The 18,551-nt window shown below is 64.7% G+C and carries 15 protein-coding genes; 6 read left to right on the top strand and 9 right to left on the bottom strand.

Translation table 11 applies throughout. The annotated features are described in order from the left end of the window. Positions 1 to 18: 18 nt before the first annotated feature. The 4 genes from D7S89_RS07895 to D7S89_RS07880 form a co-directional block, all read right to left on the bottom strand. The gene (locus tag D7S89_RS07895; protein ID WP_121277056.1) at positions 19 to 954 is read right to left on the bottom strand and encodes an OmpA family protein; all 936 of its coding nucleotides are present in this window, start codon (positions 952 to 954) and stop codon (positions 19 to 21) included. A 4-nt stretch (positions 955 to 958) separates the two neighbouring features. Further along, complete coding sequence (tagF, locus tag D7S89_RS07890; RefSeq protein ID WP_121277055.1) at positions 959 to 1,945, bottom strand: type VI secretion system-associated protein TagF; 987 nt, start codon at positions 1,943 to 1,945, stop codon at positions 959 to 961. Then, positions 1,942 to 5,862 (bottom strand): type VI secretion system membrane subunit TssM, encoded by a 3,921-nt coding sequence (tssM, locus tag D7S89_RS07885; protein WP_121277054.1) that lies wholly within the window; start codon positions 5,860 to 5,862, stop codon positions 1,942 to 1,944. The genes tagF and tssM overlap by 4 nt, the downstream gene beginning before the upstream one ends. Positions 5,863 to 5,950: 88 nt before the next feature. Beyond that, positions 5,951 to 6,826 (bottom strand): M15 family metallopeptidase, encoded by an 876-nt coding sequence (locus D7S89_RS07880; protein WP_121277053.1) that lies wholly within the window; start codon positions 6,824 to 6,826, stop codon positions 5,951 to 5,953. A gap of 127 nt (positions 6,827 to 6,953) precedes the next feature. Between D7S89_RS07880 and D7S89_RS07875 the strand changes: the two genes are divergently transcribed. The 5 genes from D7S89_RS07875 to D7S89_RS07855 all read left to right on the top strand — a co-directional run bounded on the left by D7S89_RS07875 (position 6,954) and on the right by D7S89_RS07855 (position 12,301). After that, entirely contained in the window at positions 6,954 to 7,901 is a 948-nt protein-coding gene (locus D7S89_RS07875) for a hypothetical protein (RefSeq protein WP_121277052.1), read from the top strand. A gap of 129 nt (positions 7,902 to 8,030) precedes the next feature. After that, positions 8,031 to 8,753, top strand: coding sequence for a class I SAM-dependent methyltransferase (locus tag D7S89_RS07870; protein ID WP_121277051.1), 723 nt, complete (start codon positions 8,031 to 8,033; stop codon positions 8,751 to 8,753). Positions 8,754 to 8,893: 140 nt separating this feature from the next. Next, positions 8,894 to 10,465, top strand: coding sequence for a methyl-accepting chemotaxis protein (locus tag D7S89_RS28125; protein WP_121277050.1), 1,572 nt, complete (start codon positions 8,894 to 8,896; stop codon positions 10,463 to 10,465). Between the two features lie 56 nt (positions 10,466 to 10,521). Beyond that, positions 10,522 to 11,442 carry an alpha/beta fold hydrolase gene (locus tag D7S89_RS07860; RefSeq protein ID WP_220702128.1) on the top strand — a complete coding sequence of 307 codons (921 nt, stop codon included), beginning with the start codon at positions 10,522 to 10,524 and terminating at the stop codon, positions 11,440 to 11,442. A gap of 247 nt (positions 11,443 to 11,689) precedes the next feature. Further along, the gene (locus D7S89_RS07855; RefSeq protein WP_121277049.1) at positions 11,690 to 12,301 is read left to right on the top strand and encodes a thiamine phosphate synthase; all 612 of its coding nucleotides are present in this window, start codon (positions 11,690 to 11,692) and stop codon (positions 12,299 to 12,301) included. 9 nt (positions 12,302 to 12,310) lie between these two features. Here D7S89_RS07855 and D7S89_RS07850 read toward each other — a convergent pair whose 3' ends face one another. The 3 genes from D7S89_RS07850 to D7S89_RS07840 all read right to left on the bottom strand — a co-directional run bounded on the left by D7S89_RS07850 (position 12,311) and on the right by D7S89_RS07840 (position 14,930). Further along, on the bottom strand, positions 12,311 to 13,129 hold the full coding sequence (locus D7S89_RS07850; protein WP_121277048.1) for a sulfite exporter TauE/SafE family protein: 819 nt from the start codon (positions 13,127 to 13,129) through the stop codon (positions 12,311 to 12,313). A 13-nt stretch (positions 13,130 to 13,142) separates the two neighbouring features. Then, positions 13,143 to 14,402, bottom strand: coding sequence for an NAD(P)/FAD-dependent oxidoreductase (locus D7S89_RS07845; protein WP_121277047.1), 1,260 nt, complete (start codon positions 14,400 to 14,402; stop codon positions 13,143 to 13,145). A 183-nt stretch (positions 14,403 to 14,585) separates the two neighbouring features. Then, positions 14,586 to 14,930: an ArsR/SmtB family transcription factor gene (locus D7S89_RS07840; RefSeq protein ID WP_121277046.1), complete on the bottom strand. Its 345-nt coding sequence runs from the start codon at positions 14,928 to 14,930 to the stop codon at positions 14,586 to 14,588. 92 nt (positions 14,931 to 15,022) lie between these two features. Between D7S89_RS07840 and D7S89_RS07835 the strand changes: the two genes are divergently transcribed. Beyond that, the gene (locus D7S89_RS07835; protein WP_121277045.1) at positions 15,023 to 15,883 is read left to right on the top strand and encodes an MBL fold metallo-hydrolase; all 861 of its coding nucleotides are present in this window, start codon (positions 15,023 to 15,025) and stop codon (positions 15,881 to 15,883) included. Between the two features lie 21 nt (positions 15,884 to 15,904). On the opposite strand, the gene D7S89_RS07830 is transcribed toward D7S89_RS07835, so the two are convergent. Together D7S89_RS07830 and D7S89_RS07825 are read right to left on the bottom strand one after the other, a co-directional pair. Next, positions 15,905 to 17,122: a porin gene (locus tag D7S89_RS07830; protein ID WP_121277044.1), complete on the bottom strand. Its 1,218-nt coding sequence runs from the start codon at positions 17,120 to 17,122 to the stop codon at positions 15,905 to 15,907. 97 nt (positions 17,123 to 17,219) lie between these two features. Next, positions 17,220 to 18,542 carry an MFS transporter gene (locus D7S89_RS07825; RefSeq protein ID WP_121277043.1) on the bottom strand — a complete coding sequence of 441 codons (1,323 nt, stop codon included), beginning with the start codon at positions 18,540 to 18,542 and terminating at the stop codon, positions 17,220 to 17,222. Positions 18,543 to 18,551: the final 9 nt, after the last annotated feature.

Genomic DNA, 18,551 nt, shown 5'->3' with positions numbered 1-18,551 from the left:
GCGTGGCCTTCGTCGTCGTTACTGGCCGACGCGGAACTCGATACGCCGGTTACGTGCGCGGCCGTCATCGGTGCTGTTCGAGGCGATCGGCTGATCGGGGCCGACCCCCATCGTCGCCATCGTCTGCGGGGCGATGCCCTTCGCGACGAGATAGCCCTTCACCGCGTCGGCGCGCGCCTGGCTCAACGCGATGTTCGACGCGCGGCTGCCGGCGTTATCGGTATGCCCGATGATCTCGACGGTCTTGTTCTGCATCTTCACGAGCGCGGAGGCCATCTGATCGAGGATCGCGCGGCCTTGCGGCGTCAGCGTCGCGCTGCCCGTCTCGAACTCGATCGTGCGGTTCGCGAGCGTCGTATCGAGCACGCTCTGTTCCGATGCGCTCACGCGCAACGCGTTGCGGATCGTGTAGGTCGGGTTCAGCGCGGTGGCCATATCGCTCGCGATCTGCTGGCGCTGCGCTTCGTTGCCGACTTCACCCTTCACGTCGATCTGCGTGCCGTCGATTTTCAGTTGCCCCTTGCTGATCTGCTTCAGTTGCGAACCGAGCAGCTTTTGCACGTTGGCGCTCCAGTTCGGCGGCGTCGCCACGCTGCCGATCTCGATCTGGTCGACGACGTTGGCCGCGCCGTAGGTGTCGCGCAGGCGCGCGAGCACCGCGTCACGCGTCGCTTCGTCGGGCACCTTGCCGCTGACGACCACTTGGCCCGGCGTCGCGTCGGCCGCGGCCGGCACGTGCGTGACCGCCGTAGCCGGCGCAGCCTGTGCCGCTTGCGGCTGGCTCGGCGGCGGCAACACCGTGGTGTGGATGCGGATGCCGCTGTTGTCGACGGGCGTCACGTTGGCGGGGCCGGCGTTGTCGGCATACGCGGAGCCGGCCAGCAGCAGGCAGCTGGCCGCGGCGAGCGCAGCCAGCGCGGGCCGCTTGTAGAGCGGGGAAGCAGAGAACGTCATGACATCAAGCCCCGATGAACGCTTCGCGGAACGTGTCGACCGCGATGCGCAGCGACAGTTGAGGTTGGTCGAGATAGCTGACGAGCTTGCTGATTCCATGTTCGTTCTGGGCATGTTCGTCGATCCACTCGGGATCGTCGATGTCGATGTTGTGCGCACAATAGGCCTGCGGATCGATGACGCTGTGCAGCGTCTTCGCGGAGGCGCCGTTGAAGCCGATCACGAGCCGCTCGCGTTCGGCGATCGTGCCGATGAAGATCGCGATCTCGAAGTCGGCCTGCGCGAGAAACGGCGCCACGAGCTCGAGCCAGAACGCGGCGACGAGGCTGCGATAGAAGGGCTCGTTCGGCAGCGGCAAGGTCAGGCCGCGCTCGAGATGCGGTGACTTGCTCTGCATGACGGGCTTGAGCAGCGAGCCGAGCGCCAGCATCGCGCCGCGCAGCCGCACCGGGTGGCCGCTGCCGAGCAGCATCTGCTCGAGGCCCGCGAGCGTCTGGTGCTCGAGGAAGTCGGCGAACGTGCCGTCGTGCGAGTTCGTCACGCCGACGTCGATCGGCACCTGCGTGTCGCCTAGCGCCTGCAGCGCGGCGGTCGGTTCGGCGCTGTCGTGCGCTTCGCGCATCTGGGTTTGCGCACGCGACCATAGCCGTGCGAACGCGAGCGGGCTGCGCGCCAGAAAGGCGAGCGGACGCTCGACTTCGAGCGCCGTTGCCGCCAACAGCGGAAAGCGCCGCGACGAGACGTCGTGGCTCGACATCATGTGGCCCGCGATCGCGAGCTTGCTCTGCGAGCCGAGGAACGCGAAGTGCATGGGCTTGGCGTTCTCGTAGACGATCTTCCAGCGTGGGTCTTCGGCGAGCAGTTCCATCGCCTGTGCCACCCAACGGTCGAGTGTCTGCAGGAGCTGCGGGCTGTGCGTGCTCTTGACGAAGTCGCCGCGCGACGGGATCTTGCCGAAGTAGGCAAGTTGCGCCTGGATCGATTGCATCATTGCGCCGCTCCCTGGTTCGTGGCGGCCGCGTTCGGCGTGGCCGGGGTGGTGGCCGGCTCGCCGCCTGCTGCTCCGCTGCCGCCAGCGGCGGTGCTGGACGTCGCGCCAGAGGCCGGCTGCGGCAGGCCGATCGCCGCGCTAGCGGCCGAGTGCGCCGCCGCTGCATCGGCGACGGAGGAGGGCAGACGTGCGCCGCGCAGGCTCTGCTGCGGCGTCTCGCCGCCGCCCGCACCTGCGCCGGTCGGCTGCGAGGTGCTGATGATGCGCATCTTCAACGCGACCGTCACGGTCCCTTGCGTCCACGACAGATCGAACGTGCCGTCCGGATTGCGCTTGCGCTGTGCCGAGTTGATGAGCTTCTCGAGACCGTAGTGGCCCGGCTCGTTCACGAGCTGGATCGTGCGGCCGTCGAGGGTCGTCGCCGTCAGCGAGGCGCCGGGGCTGCCCTGCGAGTTCGGCCAGACGAAGTTCGCCCACTGCGGCGGCATGTTGCGGTAGCGCAGCTGCTGGCCGTCGATGAGGATCGTGTACTCGGTCGTGCCCGCGCCAGGCTGCGGCATGATCTGGAATACCGTCTGCGGTTCCGACGACGCCTGGCTCGAGGCGGCGGCACCCGAGAGCGGGGCCACCCAGCGCGCGAAGCCGTTCGTGAATTCCGGCGTGAGCGCGATGCCCATGCCGCCCCACGTGCGCGGACTCAGCGTGTCGCCGCGGCGCACGGCCAGAGGGCCCAGCGTCGTGCCGACGAACTTCGAGACAGCGCCGTCGGGACCGAACACCTGCGCGATTTCGCCGGCGGCCGCTTCGACCTTCGCATCGCCCGAGAACGGATACTTGTTCGCGAGCGAGGTCTGGAACTGCTGATACACCTGCGCGTTCCACACCTTGTTCACTTCGTCGCTGGCCGGCTCGATCGTGACGGCGAACGCTTGCATCAGCGGTCGCACGAGCAGCGGCCGCAGCGCCTTGCGTTGATCGTCGGTGAGGCCCGTCAGCATCTGCTCGTCGACGAACTTCAGTGCATCGGCGAGCTCCGAGCCGCTGCCGTCGAGCGTCTGCTGCATGAGCTGGCGCGCGCCGGGGCCGGGGTCGCCCTGGTTCTTCAACAGGTTGAAGCGCGTGCGCACCTTCGACAGCGAATCCATGTAGCCGCGCAGCAGCGAGTTGTTGTCCTGCGTCGTGGCGATGCGCGCGAGGCCGGCAAAGGCGCTGCCCACGGGGCCGATCGACGGGGCCATGCCGCTCAGGTCGAGTTCGACGCCGGCGTTCTGCACCGCTTGCTCATGCGAACCGAACAGGCGCTTGAACCAGCTCGTCACGCCGTTTTGTGCTTTCGTGAACGTGCTCGCGGCGAGTGCCGGGTTGTCCCAGGCCGTCTGATCGTAAGCCGTTTCGAGGATCTTGCGGATCGGCGAATCCTGCGGATCGCCGAGGCGGTTCATCGCATCGACGGCCTGCTGGAAGTTGCCGAAGTCCTGCACGGCGACACCCTGCATGAAGCGCTGCCAGTGCTGCGCGTACTCGGTCTTGTACATGAGTACGAGCGCCTTCTGGATCTGCTCGGGGCTGCCCTCGAGCGTCAGGTCGTCTTGCGACGACGTGTTGAGCACCCAGTCCTTCGCTTGCAGTTCCTTGGTCGCCGCGTCGCGGATGGCCGGCTGCACGTACTGGAACCACGCTTCGCGTGTGAACGTGCCCGGAATCGCGTAGCTGCCGCCGACGAGGTTCGTGTTGGTCTCGCCGACGATGCGCGCGATCGTCATCGGCGCGAACCGCGTCGAGGCGCGCGCCTTGATTTCTTCATAGACGCGCTGACGGGCCGGCATGCCGCGCACCACGTGGCGCAGGTTTTCGCGCGTCTGGTCGACGAGCGAGAGGTTCGCGTCGATCATCGGCCACTGGTTGTCGTTCACGCGCGACAGATAGAACGTGATCATGCGCTCGGCGCTCCTGATCATCTGATCGCGCGGCATGTTGCCGCGATTCGTTTCGAGCCAGCCGCGCCAGAAGCGTGCGAGCTGATCGGTCAGATGCGCGGCTTCGACGTGGCGCTTGTCCGACAGCATCAGGTACGTCTTCAGCGCGTTGTAGGCGTCCTCGACGTTGGTCGGCGAAGCATCGCTGTAGAGGCCGCCTTGCGGGTTCTGCGCCGTTTGCGCCGTGCTTGGGCGCGCGGACACGGGGATCGCGCCGGACTCGGGCGGATGCGTGAGCGGGGCCAGCTGATCGGGATGCGCGTTGACTTCCTTCAGGAACGACGTGAGGTTCTGCGAAACCGGGTCGAGCATCAACTGCTTGATGCCGCGATAGTATTCGCCGATCAAGCGTTGCTCGATGCGGTCGCCCTGATAGAGGCCCAGCGACACCGAGATCGGCCGCTCGCGGCGGAACTGTTCGAGCTGGTCGATGCGGTCCGCCAGGATATCCATCGCCTGCAGGCGCGATTGCAGGTCGTTGCGGTTCTGCTGGAGCCGCGTGATGTTGTCGAGGTCGGCCTGCACGTTGGCGGTCAACTGCTGGTTGCCGATCGTCGACCAGGTCCAGCCGCCCAGCGCGAGCGCGAGCACGGCGACGAACGCGAAGAACGTGCCGTAGCGCATGCGCGTTTTCGCGGGGCTCGCGAACTGGCGCACGGTCTGGCGATCGGCGAAGATGACCTTCGAGAACAGATCGCGCAGGAAGAAGCCGTTCTTGGACATGGCGGCCTGCGGCGTCGGCATGTTCTCGATGTCGAGGCCGAAGCGCTGACCGATCCGTTGCGCCGCCGCGCTATTCGCCTGGCCTTCCTGCAAGGCGCTCGTGAAGTAGAAGCCGCGCAGGATCGGCTTGTACTGGAACGGATTCTCTTCGAACAGCGTCGCGAGGAACACCCGCAGCGCAGGCTTGATCGCCAGAAATTCGAGCGGGAAGCTCAGCTGGCCCGGTGCAAGCTTGTTGCCGCGGTTGATCGACATCTGCGCGATGCTGACTTCCTTGAGTCCTTCATACAGCTCTTCGAAACGCTCGTCGAACTGTGCGACGACGTCACGCTTGCCGTCGCGTTCGTAGGGCAGCGTGGCGCCCCACACGCGGTCGTACTCTTGACGTTCGCCGCCGCCGAAGAATTCGGCGAAGCCCGTGATGAGGTCGGCCTTCGTGAACATCACGTAGACGGGCGCGAACACCTCGAGCTTCTCGGTCAGTTCCTGCACGCGCTGGCGCAGGCTGCGCGCGAGGTGGATCGTCGCATCGGGCTTGCTGCTCATGAGCTCGGCGATGCTGGCCGTCACGATGATGCCGTTGATCGGCGCCTTCGGGCGATAGCGCTTGAGCAGGCCCAGAAAGCCGAGCCACTCCGTGCGGTCTTCCTCGTGCACCGAATAGCGGCCCGCCGTGTCGAGCAGGATGCCTTCGGTCGTGAAGAACCAGTCGCAATTGCGCGTACCGCCGATGCCGTGGATCACGGCGTCGTTCTTCTCGGCGAACGGGAACTGCAAGCCCGAGTTCAGCACGGCGCTGCTCTTGCCGGCCGCCGGATTGCCGATGACGATGTACCACGGCAGCTCGTAGAGCGCCGAGCCGCCCGAAATCTGGCCGATCTTCGAGGTCTTGATCGTGCGGACCGCGTCGGCGAGCCGCGTGCGCAGCGCCTCGAGCTCCGCCGATTTGCCCGGCGGGGCCGCCGCGGTCGTCGCCTTGCCCGTCTCGGCCTGCTGCTCGAGCATTTCGCCGAGCTTGCGGTTGGCGCGGCGCGCGGCCAGGCGGCGCCACAGCCAGGTGAGCAGCATCAGCACGAGTATCGCGCCGAGCGCGAGGGCGGGCCAGATCGGTGCGATGTCGAAGTAGGCGGCGCAGCCGAACAGGATCACCGCGATGACGAGCACGCCGATGAAGGCCATCGTGCGTTTGTTGGTCAGCGCATGGAGAAAGCGTTGCATAAGGCGTTCTAAATGGCGTTCAGGTCTCAATGAATGGCGCTTTTCTTGCTAGGGCAAGCGCCATTGCGTATGGCGTGTGTAAGGCGTTTTATTGTCCGGCTTGTCCGGCAATGGGGGCGGCGGGCGGACGGTGGCCCAGCACGAAGCCCGGCTTGTGGTATTCGACGTGGCCAAAATCCATCAGCTTCCATCGGCCGCCCCATACGAGACCGACTTGTTCGGCGGTTTGCCCATATAGCTGGTAGCCGCGCATGGCCCACGGATCTTTTTCGGAAATGACGATCTTGCCGTTGCGCAAAAACGCATTGTCGGCGGCAAGCCCGTATTGGTGATAGCTCTGATATGCGGCAGCATTCGTTACGCCCCCCAGCTGCGCGAGCCGGTTTTGTCGCTCCGGGCTTCGATAACCTTCCAGCAAAGCCATTTCGTATCCGTATTGCTCGCGCATGATCTTGTAGACGAGCAATAAGCGCGTTCTGAAGTCGGCGTCGAGCAGATTCCAGTCGCGGCTGGCATCCACCAAGGCAGGGCGCACCTGCTCGACTTCCTGTGTTGCAAACACCTCGGGCGGCAGCGGCGGCGGTGGCACGAGCTGTTCACCGTTCAGCAACGCGGCGATTTTCTCGTCCGGCGCGCGAGTGTCGCCTTCGAACTGGAATAGCTGCTTGCCGCGCAATGCAATTGCTAGCAATGGAGGCGCCGCAAGGATACCTGCCGTAATGAAAATCAGCAAGCGGCGACGATAAAGTAAATTTTTCGTATTAACTAGCGTCGATTGGGAAATTTTTACTGATTCATTGAGGCCGCTGCGTACTCGCATGACGTTGCGCGAAGTGCGTCGACTGATCCGTTTATGCAAATCGAGTGCGACATTCAATAGTGCGGCGCGTGCGGGCGGCAATAGCAGCAGTGCTGCGATTGTCACGGCAACGGCGAAATAAGCGGCGAGTGCGACGGCAATCAAGGTGAGCCCCGGGTGGGAAATAAATTGTATTTTGTAATGCTTGAACTTAGAATCTGGCCTGCTGCAAGGCAGGCCGGATTGTATGTATTATCGCGGCGAATTAAACCCGGATTCAACGAGACAGTGAATGAGTGCGCCGGACAATTCCAGTTCCAAAGCGCGGCCAAGCTTGCTTTCCGATACGGCCCAAGGTGCCACCGACAACGGCTCGCGTATTCTGGCGAACCTGGAAGGTCGCGTCCCGTCCCAGCAGGCCAAGCGTCCCCGTTCCCGTAAACCGTTCGTCGCGGCTGCCGTCGCGGCGGTGGTCGGTATTGGCGCGTTCGGCGCCTGGCAATGGCAGCATTTGTCGCAAGCCGATGACGACGGCGGCGTAGCCGCACAGGTCGACAGCGTGCAGGCCCATGCCAGTGCCGCAAGCAGCGTAGCGAGCGCTTCTGCTGCCGTTGCTGCGCCCGCAAGTGGGATGGCGCTTGCCGCGGAGGCGGCGCAAAAGGCGGCCGCGTCCGCACCGCAGGCGGCGGTGATCGTGTCCGAAGACGCCGCTCATCCCGATGGGAAACCTGCTTCGGCGGCGGCCGCCGCCCCCTCGAGCAGCGCCGATGCGAGCCGCCTGTCGCGCGCGCTGGCGAACGGCGCCGAAGTGGCGAGCGGTGCGGCCGCATCGGCCCCGGCGTCCGCTGCGGTGGCCAAGGCTGCTGTTGCGCCGAAAGCCGCGGCAAAGCCGGCCCCGCACGAGACAGCCAAGAATGCACGGACGGCCGCGCATGCGGCATCGGTTCATCCGAACAAACATGCGAAAGCGCATGGCGCGCAAACGCCCGACGATTCCGATGCGGATCTGCTGGCGGTGCTCGTGGCGCGCACGAAGCCGTATCACAAGCCTGCCGCATCGGAGGTGGCCGCCAAGGCCCCGCAGCCGGCGAGCGTGCAACACGTGAGCTTGAAGGATCAGCTCAGCGAATGCGACAAGCAGAGCTTCTTCCAGGGCGAGACATGCCGCTGGCGTGTTTGTGCCGGTCACTGGGGCAAGGACCCCGCCTGTCCCACCAAGGCGTCGGCGCAAAGCCAATAAGGCTGTCCGCGCGCCGGCGACTACGCAAGTCCGCAATCGACATTCGGCGCGCGAACGCATAACGTCTGCGCGTGTTCTTCTTTCGTAGCACGGGACGGCTTTCAAGGCGCCTTCCGTCGAACGCCCGCTATGGTCACACCGATCGAACATTACGACGCGCTGCTCGCCGAGCACTACACCTGGATGATGGGCGACTTCGAAGCGCGCATGCACGCGCAGCGCACGTTGCTCGAGCGGGTCGGCATCGGTCCTGGAGACGGTGCGCTTGCGCTCGATCTGGGCGCAGGTCCTGGCTACCAGTCGATCGCGCTACTCGAGCTCGGCTATCGCGTCACGGCCGTCGATACCAGCACGCCGCTGATCGCCGAACTTAAAGAGCGCTCGCAAGGCCGCCCGATCGATGCTCGCGTCGCCGATATGCGCGATCCGCAAGCCTGGGGCGGCGGAGCGCCGCGCGTCGTCGTTTGCATGGGCGATACGCTCACGCATCTGCCGGGCAGGGCCGATGTCAGGGCGCTGTTCGCCGCGGTGCGCGAGCGGCTCGTGCCGGGTGGCACGTTCGTGCTGACCTATCGCGATCTGTCGAAGGCGCTCGAGGGCGTGGCACGCATCTTTCCGGTGCGCGCCGACGAGCATGCATCGATGATCTGCTTCGTCGAATACCTCGACGACGTTGCGATGATTCACGACGTCGTCACGCGTCGCACGCCTGAAGGCTACGTGACGCAGAAAAGTGCTTACCCCAAGCTGCGGCTCGCTCAAGACGAGGTGTGTGGCTGGCTGCACGACGCCGGCTTCGAGACGGTCACGGCGCTCGAAGGCGAACCGATGGTGACGCTGGCGGCGCGCTGACGCGCATGTCCTTCAGTTCTTAAGCGCTGGTTTCATATCACCCGATCCTCCAGCGTTCAAGCTCGACCCGCGCATGCCGTAAACAAGAGGTTGACCTCGGCAGGCACCGTGATCGAAAACTTCCTGGATAGATAAGGCTCATGAAAGGCTTAAGTCTCCATCGTAAGCTGTTGTTAGCGCTCACTCTCATGTGGCTCGGCTTGCTGCTGCTGGCCGGCTGGGGCTCGCTGCACGAGCGTGCCACGATGATTCGCGATCGCAAGGCCGACATCAAGAACGTCGTCGATACGGCGACGGGCATCGTCAAAGGCTATGCGGCCCTCGCGCAGGCGGGCACGATGACGCAGGACGCGGCCCAGAAAGAAGCGATGACGCGGCTTGCGCAGATGCGTTACGGCAGTGACGGTTATGTGTTCATCATCGATTCGCGTCCCGTCGTGATCATGCATCCGACCAATTCGAAGCTGGTGAACAAGAACGTCGCGCAGCAGACCGACGGCAAGGGCAAGCTGCTGTTCATGGAGATGGTGAAAGCCTCGCGCGCGCAAGGCGAGGGCTATGTCGATTACGATGCCCTCGTCGTCGGCTCGACGACTCAGCGCGCGCCCAAGCTCACCTACGTCAAGTATTTCGAGCCGTGGGACTGGACGATCGCCACGGGCGTCTACCTGCAGGACATCGATGAGGCGTTCTACGGCACGCTGCTGACGAACCTCATCGTGCTGATCGCGACCGGTGGCATCGTGACCGCCGTGATGCTGCTGATCAACCGCAGCATTTTGCGCAGCCTGGGCGGCGAGCCCGCCTATGCAGCCGATGTCGCGAGCCGCATCGCCGAGCGTGATTTGCAAGCGACCGTCGTGCTGCAACCGGGCGACAACGAAAGCCTGCTGCATGCGATCGCGAGCATGCAGGGCAGCTTGTCGTCGGTGATCGGCAGCATTCGTTCTAGCGCCGAATCGATCAGCGCGGCCGCGCAGCAGATCGCCTCGGGCAACACCGACCTGTCCTCGCGCACCGAGCAGCAAGCGGCCTCATTGCAGGAGACGGCCGCGAGCATGGAGCAGCTGACGGGCACCGTGAAGCACAACGCCGACAACGCCAGCCAGGCGACCGTGCTGGCTGCTAAGGCGTCGGACATTGCGGGGCGCGGCGGTGAGGTCGTGGGCCGCGTCGTCAGCACGATGAACGAGATCACGGCGAGTTCGACGAAGATTGCGGACATCATCGGCGTCATCGAAGGCATCGCGTTCCAGACCAACATCCTCGCGTTGAACGCGGCCGTTGAGGCGGCGCGTGCGGGCGAGCAGGGCAGGGGCTTTGCAGTGGTCGCTGGCGAAGTGCGTTCACTCGCACAGCGCAGCGCGACTGCCGCCAAGGAGATCAAGGCCCTCATCGACGATTCGACGGGCAAGGTCCAAAGCGGAGCCGATCTCGTCACGCAGGCCGGGCAGACGATGCAGGAGATCGTCGGCTCGGTGAAGCAGGTCGTCGACATCATGGGCGAGATCGCGGCCGCCTCCGACGAGCAAAGCACCGGCATCGAACAGGTCAATCGCGCGGTGGCGCAGATGGATTCGGCTACGCAGCAGAATGCCGCGCTTGTCGAGCAGGTTTCTGCTGCCGCCCAGAATATGCATGATCAGGCGGCGCGTCTCGCGCAGGCAGCGCGGTCGTTCAAGGTGGGGGCGTCTTCGTCGACGTTGTCTTGATCCGTTTCACCTCCTCGACGTGACCACTGATTTTTCATTGAAATCGGTAACTTAGGTTGACGCGCGGCGGACTTTTGCGAATCCTGGACACCCTTCTGGAATTTCCGGGTATTCATTTGCTTGAAGAACATTTCACGCCAGCGGCAGTTCGCCTGCGGCTATGCAAAAGTCAGCCAGGGCCATTCAACTGGCTGTTACTTCCCGGAGGGCCCGGGATCGGCTCGGAATCCCTTGCCGGGCTAGCAGCGTGTCTCGATGTGCCCGGCGCTATCTGGCTGGTGGATTTGCCCGGAGACGGGTCCAACGTTGCATTACCTCCCGCTGACGAATGCTATCGGCATTGGCCGAAAGTTCTATTGGAGGCAGCGCAAGCACTGCCCAATTGCATTTATGTGGGCCATTCCACCGGCGGCATGTATCTCTTGTCGGTGCCAGAGTTGGAAGATCACATCTGCGGGCTGGTATTGATCAGCTCGGCGCCCGATGCCGGTTGGCGTGAGCGTTTTGGCGAGATGGTGTCCGACAACCCATTGCCTGCCGTTGAATCCGCCAGCCATCGCTTCGAAACGTGCAGAAGCAATGAGACTTTGCGCGAGCTTACTTTGGCCGCAGCGGAATGGAACTTCACGCCAGACGGACTTGCTGCAGGGCGTCGCCTGCTTGCCACACTGCCCTTCAACTTGGCCGCAGTGGACTGGTCAGAGAGCAATTTTGAAGCGCAATACACGGCGAAATGGTGGCCTCGCGCTACACCTGTGCTGATTCTTAGTGGAAGCGAAGATCGCATCGTTGCCCAAAATTGCTGGGAATCTTCGCACTTCCGCGATAAAAACGTGACCTGGACGAAAATCGATTGCGCTGGTCATTTTCCATGGGTAGAGCAACCGTCTGCCGTTGCAGCTGCGTTTTCCGATCTGGCGCGAGTCATCCTCGAGCGCCATTCAAAGACGGATGAAGAACATAAAAAAGCGTCTTGATTGTGCTGCTAGGCTTACGCCCATCAACAGTCCTGGCATTTTCGGCCAAGTACGCCTTATCCATTGACGTTGCAGTCTCTCGATCGGCGTGCCCTCGCATGCATATAGCCGTAGTTCTAAACACCCCAGGTTTTGATGCATCCCAGTCCGCCGTCGAAACGCGCAAGGCCAACAGCGTCGAATTGCCCACGCCCCTCAACGGCCGCCGCATTGGCGCTCCGCGCGATCTTTTGATAGCGTGAGCGCCATGTCCTCCTCCGCTTCCCTGCCCGAACTGCTGCTCGTCACGCCCGAGCCCGACGATGCCTCGCAGTTCGATGCTTTCCTCATGCGATTGCGCACCGCGTTGGACGCCGGCATCTCGCTCGTGCAACTGCGGGCCAAGACACTGCCGGCCGCTGCTTATGCGGCGCTCGCCGCACGAGCGGCGACGCTCTGTCACGCGCATGGGGCACGTTTGATCCTCAATGGTCCCATCGACGATCCAGTCGCCGTCGGCGCCGATGGCGTGCATCTGAGCAGCGCGCAGCTCATGAGTTTGGCGCAGCGGCCGGTCGCACTGCCGATGCTGTTGAGCGCCGCCTGCCACGATCGCGACCAGCTGCTGCATGCAGAGCACATCGGTGCCGATCTCGTCACGTTATCGCCGGTCTTGCCTACGGCCAGTCACCCGGGTGCGCCGACGTTGGGCTGGCCGACGTTCGCCCACCTATGTTCCGAGGCGCGCGTGCCTATCTATGCGCTCGGCGGCATGACGCGTGCCGATATTCAAACCGCACGCACCTGCGGCGCACAAGGCATCGCAGCTATTTCCGGGCTGTGGCCTGTCGCTTCTTCTACGTCTACCGTAACGCGCTGAGCGTCACAGTCACAACCCGTGCAGCGCCTTCACGGCCATGCCGACCGCGATCGTTGCCGTGAACACCGCAAACGACTGCTGGATGCGCGCCGCACTCAAATGACGCGCGCCGCGCCGCCCGGCCAGCATGCCGACGAGCGCACCGAGCGTGAACGGCAGGGCACTGGCCCACAGCAGATGACCGCTGGCAGCCGACGCGACGACCCCCGTCATCGAAACGAGCGTGATGACGGCCAGCGACGTGGCCACGATGCCTTGCATCGGAATGTCGGAGACGCGCTTGAGCGCGGGCACGACGACAAAGCCGCCACCGACACCGAGCAGTCCCGACAGCAACCCCGCGAGCGCGCCCGATGCGGTGAGGGCACAGCCACATGGCGCGTTCCAGTCGAGTTTGCCGCGCAGGGCATCGAGCCGGCACGCCGGCGGCGGACCTTGCCGCGGCGCCTCGCCGTTCGCGCCGGCGCGTTGCTGCATCAGCATGCGGGCGGCGACATACAACAGCACCGCGGCGAAGATCAGCATCAGTGGCGCGTTGGGCACGCGCTGGGCGAGCCAGAGACCAGCCGGCGAGACGATCGAGCCGGCCACGGCCATCAGCGTAGCCGCCTTATAGCGCACGCGCCGTTCGCGTAGCGCGAGCAGCGCACCGAGCCCGGCCGCCATGCCGACCGCCAGCAGGCCGATCGGGCCTGCCGTCGCGACGTTCAAGCCGAGCCCGAAGACGAGTAGCGGCACGGCGACGATGCCGCCACCGGCGCCCGTCAAGGCGAGGATCACGCCGACTACCGAGCCGAGCGCCGTGCTGATCAAGGAAGCTTCGTTCATCTGCGCCCGCCGCTTATGCCGACGTCCGGGTGAACCATTCGCGCGCCTTGAGCATGCCGTTCCAGTAGAACCAGGGCAGCAGCGTCGCCTTCAGGAACCACGCGAGCGCGCGCGGCTTCGTCGGATCGAGCGGGAACGTCGGCAGCAGCTTGCCGCCGTAGCCGAATTCGGCCAGCACGACCTTGCCGCGTTCGACGGTGAGCGGGCACGAACCGTAGCCGTCGTAGCGCCTAGGCATCGGCTGACCGGCGCGCGCGGCGAGCAGATTGCACGCGACGATGACGGCCTGCTTGCGCGCGGCCGCGGCCGTCTTGGCATTGGGCGCCGAGCACACGTCGCCGAGCGAGAACACGTTCGGATAGCGCGGATGCTGCAATGTCGCGTGATCGACTTCGCACCAGCCCGCCGCATCGGCCAGGCCACTGTCGCGAATGAAGTCGGGCGCCACCTGGGGCGGCACGACATGGATCATGTCGAACGGCTTGGTCTCGCGCGTGGTCTGCCCTTGTGCGTCGGTCACGTCGAAGTGCGCGAGCTTGGCCGGGCCGTCGATCGCGACGAGGTTCGAGCTGAAGGCGAGATTCGCGCGATAGCGCTTCACGTACTCCATCAACGGCGGCACGAAGGCGGCCACGCCGAACAGCACGGCGCCGGCCGCGTTGAACTCGACGTGAACGCGTTCCAGCACGCCGCTGCGGCGCCAGTGGTCACAGGCCAGGTACATCGCCTTTTGCGGGGCGCCCGCGCACTTGATCGGCATGGCCGGCTGCGTGAACAACGCCGTGCCTTGCTTGAGCGATTGCACGAGCTGCCAGGTATAGGGCGCGAGCTCGTAGCGGTAGTTCGACGTGACACCATGCTTGCCCAGCGACTGCTCGAGCCCGGCGATACGCTCCCACGCGAGCCGCAAGCCCGGGGCGACCACGAGATCCCGGTACGACACGATACGGCCGTCCTCGAGCTGCACCTGGTTCTGCTGCGCCTCGATGCGAACGACAGCGGCCTGAATCCAGGTCGCGCCGGCAGGAATCACATCGCGGGTCGCGCGGCGCGTCTTACGTACGTCGTAGGCGCCGCCGCCGACCAGCGTCCAGGCCGGCTGATAATCGTGATGCTCGCGCGGTTCGACGATGGCGATGGCGAGCTTCGGCTCGCGCCGCAACAGGCTCGCCGCGACCGCGATGCCGGCCGTGCCGCCGCCGATCACTACGACGTCGAACGTCTTGTCTACTGTGCCGGCCGATGCCACGGCCGAGGCTTTCTGAATCGGCATCGAGTCTTCTCCTGGTTATTGTTGGACATGCTTGTTATGGCGTTCTGCGACGAGCCCGAACGCCGACCGGCAAGCCGGCCGACAGTGCATCGAATGGGAGCGTGTCGGAGAGGACGAAGCGAACGGATGGCCACGATACCGCACGCGTGCCGCGCGCGGCATGAAAGTGAGCCAGGCCGGGGCTCACTTGTTGTTGCGACGTTTGGCTTTACCGCAATACAGGCTCGAAAGCGTTTGCATGATGCAGATGACTTCGAAGCTCGCGAGGCTGTAGTAGATGTATTTACCGTCACGACGGGCGGTGACGAGCCCTTCCTCGCGCAGCACGCCGAGGTGCTGCGACAGACTGGGCTGACGAATGCCGACGAGCTCCTCGAGCTCGCCGACGTTGTGCTCGCCTTCGACCAGCTGGCACAGCAGCAATAAACGGTCTTCGTGCGCCATCGCCTTGAGCAGCGCGCAGCATTGCGTCGCGGACTCGCGAAGGCCGGTCAAGGATTGAGGGGGGAGAGACGTCGACTGTTCCATGGGACGCGAATCGTCATGCTCATAATGGGTTGACGAACATTATATGAATACATATATTGTATTGCAACATAACGTTTTGACCGGAGCCCTACATGGAGCCGCTCGTCGCGCCCTTTTTCGATCCCGCTACTTCCACGTTTACTTACGTCGTGCATGGCGGAGAGGGGACTGAATGCGCGATCGTCGACTCGGTACTCGACTTCGATCCGAAGTCGGGGCGCACCTCGACGGCATCGGCCGACCGTGTGATCGCGTTCGTGCGCGAGCACGGCCTCACGGTCCAGTGGCTGCTGGAGACGCATGCGCATGCCGATCATTTGTCGGCGGCGCACTATCTGAAGGACGAGGTGGGGGGCAGGATCGCCATCGGCGAGCACATCCGCATGGTGCAGCACACGTTCAAGGGCGTATTCAATCTCGGTACCGAACTGGAGGAAGATGGCACTCAGTTCGATCATCTGTTCGCGGCCGACGAGACGTTCAAGATCGGCGAGCTCGATGCGCAGGCCCTGCACGTGCCCGGACATACGCCGGCCGACATGGCCTATTGCATCGGCAATGCCGTGTTCGTCGGCGATACGCTGTTCATGCCCGATGTGGGTTCGGCACGCTGCGATTTTCCGGGCGGCGATGCGCACACGCTATATCGCTCGGTGAAGAAGCTGCTGGCGTTGCCGCCGCAGACGCGGCTCTACATGTGCCACGACTACCCGCCCGCCACCCGCGAGCCGAGCTGCGAAACGACGGTCGAGCAACAGCGGAGCGGCAACATCCACCTGCATGACGGCGTGACCGAGAACGAGTTCGTCACGATGCGCACCACGCGCGACCGCACGCTGTCGATGCCGACGCTGATTTTGCCGTCCGTGCAGGTCAATATCCGGGCGGGCGCAATGCCGCGCCCGGAGTCGAACGGCGTCAGCTATCTGAAGATTCCGCTCAACGCGATATAAGCGCGTCGTCGACGTATTCCGTCAGAAACGATGGATCACGCCGAGGCCGGCCGCGAACTGGCTGCGCGACGACGAGGGGGCCGTCTGCACGCCGTCGCCGATGGCGGCGGTAGCGCCGATGACATTGCCGGCGCCGTTCGTGCCGAGCGTGTTGCCGCCCGCACGCTGATACGCCTGGAGCGCGTAAAGGCCCGTGCGCTTGGAGAGGCTGTAGTACTGCGACAGCGTGATCTGCTGATATTGCGCGGCGCTGTCGATGCCGTTGGCCCTGGTGGCGCGCGTGTAGCTGTAGCCGGCCGCGAGATCCCAAAACGGCGTCGCCTTGTAGTGCGCAACGAGCCCGCCCGTGTTGAAGATGGCCGTCTGCCGGAACGCCGAGCCGACGCCCGGGATGTACTGCACGTTCGAATACGTCGCCGTCACGTCGAGCGCCGTGGTGATCTGATAGCCGGCGCCGACGGCGAAGCGCTGCTGCGCCGCCGCGCTTTGATAGCCGTTCGTGACGGTCGACACGCCGGATTGGCCGCCGGTCGTCGTCGTCGAGGCCGCGCCCCACGCGCCGCCGCCCAAGGTGCCGTTGTCGATGCGCTGCACGCCGGCAGCGATGCCGAACGGGCCGTGCTGGAACTGCAGCGCCGCGCTCCACGTTGCGCCACGATTGAAGCTGCCCGGCACGCCGCCGAGCGAGTACGAGCCGCTCGCCGTGAAGCCGTTCCATTTCGGCGACGTATAGACGAGCGAATTGTTCGCGCGGTAGACGGTATCGAGCGAGTCGAGATCGCCAGGGTGCGCGCCGAAGTAGCCGGTGAGCCAGGTCGTCGGGCTGTAGGGGGCGAGCAGCGTGTAGTACGACGTGTACTGGCGGCCAGCCGTCAGCGTGCCGTAGGCCGGGTTCGTCATGCCGACCCAGGCTTGCCGGCCGAACTCCGCATTGGCGAATTGCTGCCCGCCGTTATTGATGTTGAAGCCCGACTCGAGTTGAAAGATGGCTTGCGTCCGACCGCCGAGGTCCTCGTTGCCCTTCAGGCCGAAACGGTCGCCGGCCCAGATGCCCGAAGCAAGCTTCGTCACCGAGCGGCCGCCGTTCGTCGAGCCCAGCGAGGTTTGGCTGCTTTGATAGACGAGCCCGTCGTCGACGATGCCGTAGAGCGTCAGGCTGCTCTGCGCGAGCGCGGGAAGGGCCGTGCATGCGAGGCCGGCGAACGTAATCGATATGGAGTGCTTAATGTTTTGCTTCATGAAGAGGTCTCCTGTCAGGTCTTGTTGATGGCCTTTGCCGTTCTGGCAAAGGCCGTTCTTGTGAAAGCGTGGTGAAGCCGCGTAGCGCGCGGCAGGCTCAGATTGCCGATGCGCGGCGCGTGGGCAGCGCTTCTTGCGGCTCGGGAATGTTCTCGATGCGGCCCATCACGAAGACGAACGACACGATGCCGACGGCGAGGATCACCCCTGCGATGAGGAAGGCGTTCGTGAACGAATCGGTCGCGCCGACGATGTAGCCCGTCACGATCGGCGCGCAAACACCCATCAGGTTGTTGACGAAGTTCATGATGCCGCCAATCGTGCCGACACCGCCCTGCGGGGCGATCAGCGACGGCAGCGACCAGCCCACCGGGGCAGCCGCGGCCAGGCCGCCGAGCGCAATCGAGATCCAGAAGATGGCCCACACGGGGTTGGTCGTTTGTGTGGCGCCCAGCACGGCCAGGCCGAACAGCATGCCCGTGACGAGCACGCCCTTGCGCACGCGCGTCTCGTCATGGCCGCGCGCGATCAGGTGGTCGATGAGCCAGCCGCCGGCGACGAGATCGGACACGGTCGCCACGGCCCACGGAATCGCCGCATAGCCGGCCGACGTCAGGATGCTCATGTGCATCGTGTGCACGAGATAGCCGGGCAGCCAGGTCAGGAACAGGTAGAACGAATAACCGTAGGCAGCGAAGCCGATCGTGAGGCCCCATACCTTCGACTTCGTCAGCAGGTAGCCGAGCATGCCGAACACGCTCGCGTTCGGCGTGCCCTCAGGCGTGGCGCCGCCGCGCTGGATGTAGCCGCGCTCGCTGGCCGACAGCTTGCTGTCCTGGCTCGGGTCGCGGTAGATCAGATAGAACGCGACGAAGTAGGCGAGGCTCAGCAGCGCCGTCACGCCGAAGCCCCAGCGCCAGCCGCGGCTCACGACCACGAACGCGACGAGCGGCACGCCGATCACGTTCGAGAACTTTGCAGCTGCATCGAAAATCGCCGTGGCCATCGCACGCTCCTTGCGCGGGAACCAGTAGCCGGTTGCCTTCGCGCTGACCGGGAAACCTGGCGCTTCGGCGACGCCGAGCATGGCGCGCGCCGCGAAGATGCCGCCGAAGCCGCCAGCGAACGCCGTGATCGCCGATGCGAGCCCCCACAGGAACGCGCCCCAGCGGCCGACTCGCGTGACACCGAAGCGATCGAGCACGACGCCGGCCGGCACTTGGAGCAACGCGTACGGCCAGAAGAACGCGCTGAAGAGCAGCCCCATCTGCGCGGGGCTCAAGTGAAACGCCTCTTTGAGTTGCGGCGCGGCGACCGACAGGTTGATGCGGTCGAAATAGTTGATCAGCACGCCGATGCCGAGCAGCACGCCGATGAGCCAACGGCGCTTGGCGACTTTCTGTGTCGTGGGGGATGTCATGGGGTGTCT

Source organism: Trinickia fusca (genome assembly GCF_003628145.1).
Taxonomy (GTDB): Bacteria; Pseudomonadota; Gammaproteobacteria; order Burkholderiales; family Burkholderiaceae; genus Trinickia; species Trinickia fusca.
The sequence above is the reverse complement of the archived record's forward strand: the minus strand, read 5'-3'. Positions and strand labels throughout refer to the sequence as shown.

Coding starts and splice junctions, on each gene's coding strand:
- D7S89_RS07895 (WP_121277056.1), bottom strand. CDS start 954: ATGACGTTCTCTGCTTCCCCGCTCTACAAGCGGCCCGCGCTGGCTGCG.
- tagF (WP_121277055.1), bottom strand. CDS start 1,945: ATGATGCAATCGATCCAGGCGCAACTTGCCTACTTCGGCAAGATCCCG.
- tssM (WP_121277054.1), bottom strand. CDS start 5,862: ATGCAACGCTTTCTCCATGCGCTGACCAACAAACGCACGATGGCCTTC.
- D7S89_RS07875 (WP_121277052.1), top strand. CDS start 6,954: ATGAGTGCGCCGGACAATTCCAGTTCCAAAGCGCGGCCAAGCTTGCTT.
- D7S89_RS07870 (WP_121277051.1), top strand. CDS start 8,031: ATGGTCACACCGATCGAACATTACGACGCGCTGCTCGCCGAGCACTAC.
- D7S89_RS28125 (WP_121277050.1), top strand. CDS start 8,894: ATGAAAGGCTTAAGTCTCCATCGTAAGCTGTTGTTAGCGCTCACTCTC.
- D7S89_RS07855 (WP_121277049.1), top strand. CDS start 11,690: ATGTCCTCCTCCGCTTCCCTGCCCGAACTGCTGCTCGTCACGCCCGAG.
- D7S89_RS07850 (WP_121277048.1), bottom strand. CDS start 13,129: ATGAACGAAGCTTCCTTGATCAGCACGGCGCTCGGCTCGGTAGTCGGC.
- D7S89_RS07845 (WP_121277047.1), bottom strand. CDS start 14,402: ATGCCGATTCAGAAAGCCTCGGCCGTGGCATCGGCCGGCACAGTAGAC.
- D7S89_RS07840 (WP_121277046.1), bottom strand. CDS start 14,930: ATGGAACAGTCGACGTCTCTCCCCCCTCAATCCTTGACCGGCCTTCGC.
- D7S89_RS07835 (WP_121277045.1), top strand. CDS start 15,023: ATGGAGCCGCTCGTCGCGCCCTTTTTCGATCCCGCTACTTCCACGTTT.
- D7S89_RS07830 (WP_121277044.1), bottom strand. CDS start 17,122: ATGAAGCAAAACATTAAGCACTCCATATCGATTACGTTCGCCGGCCTC.
- D7S89_RS07825 (WP_121277043.1), bottom strand. CDS start 18,542: ATGACATCCCCCACGACACAGAAAGTCGCCAAGCGCCGTTGGCTCATC.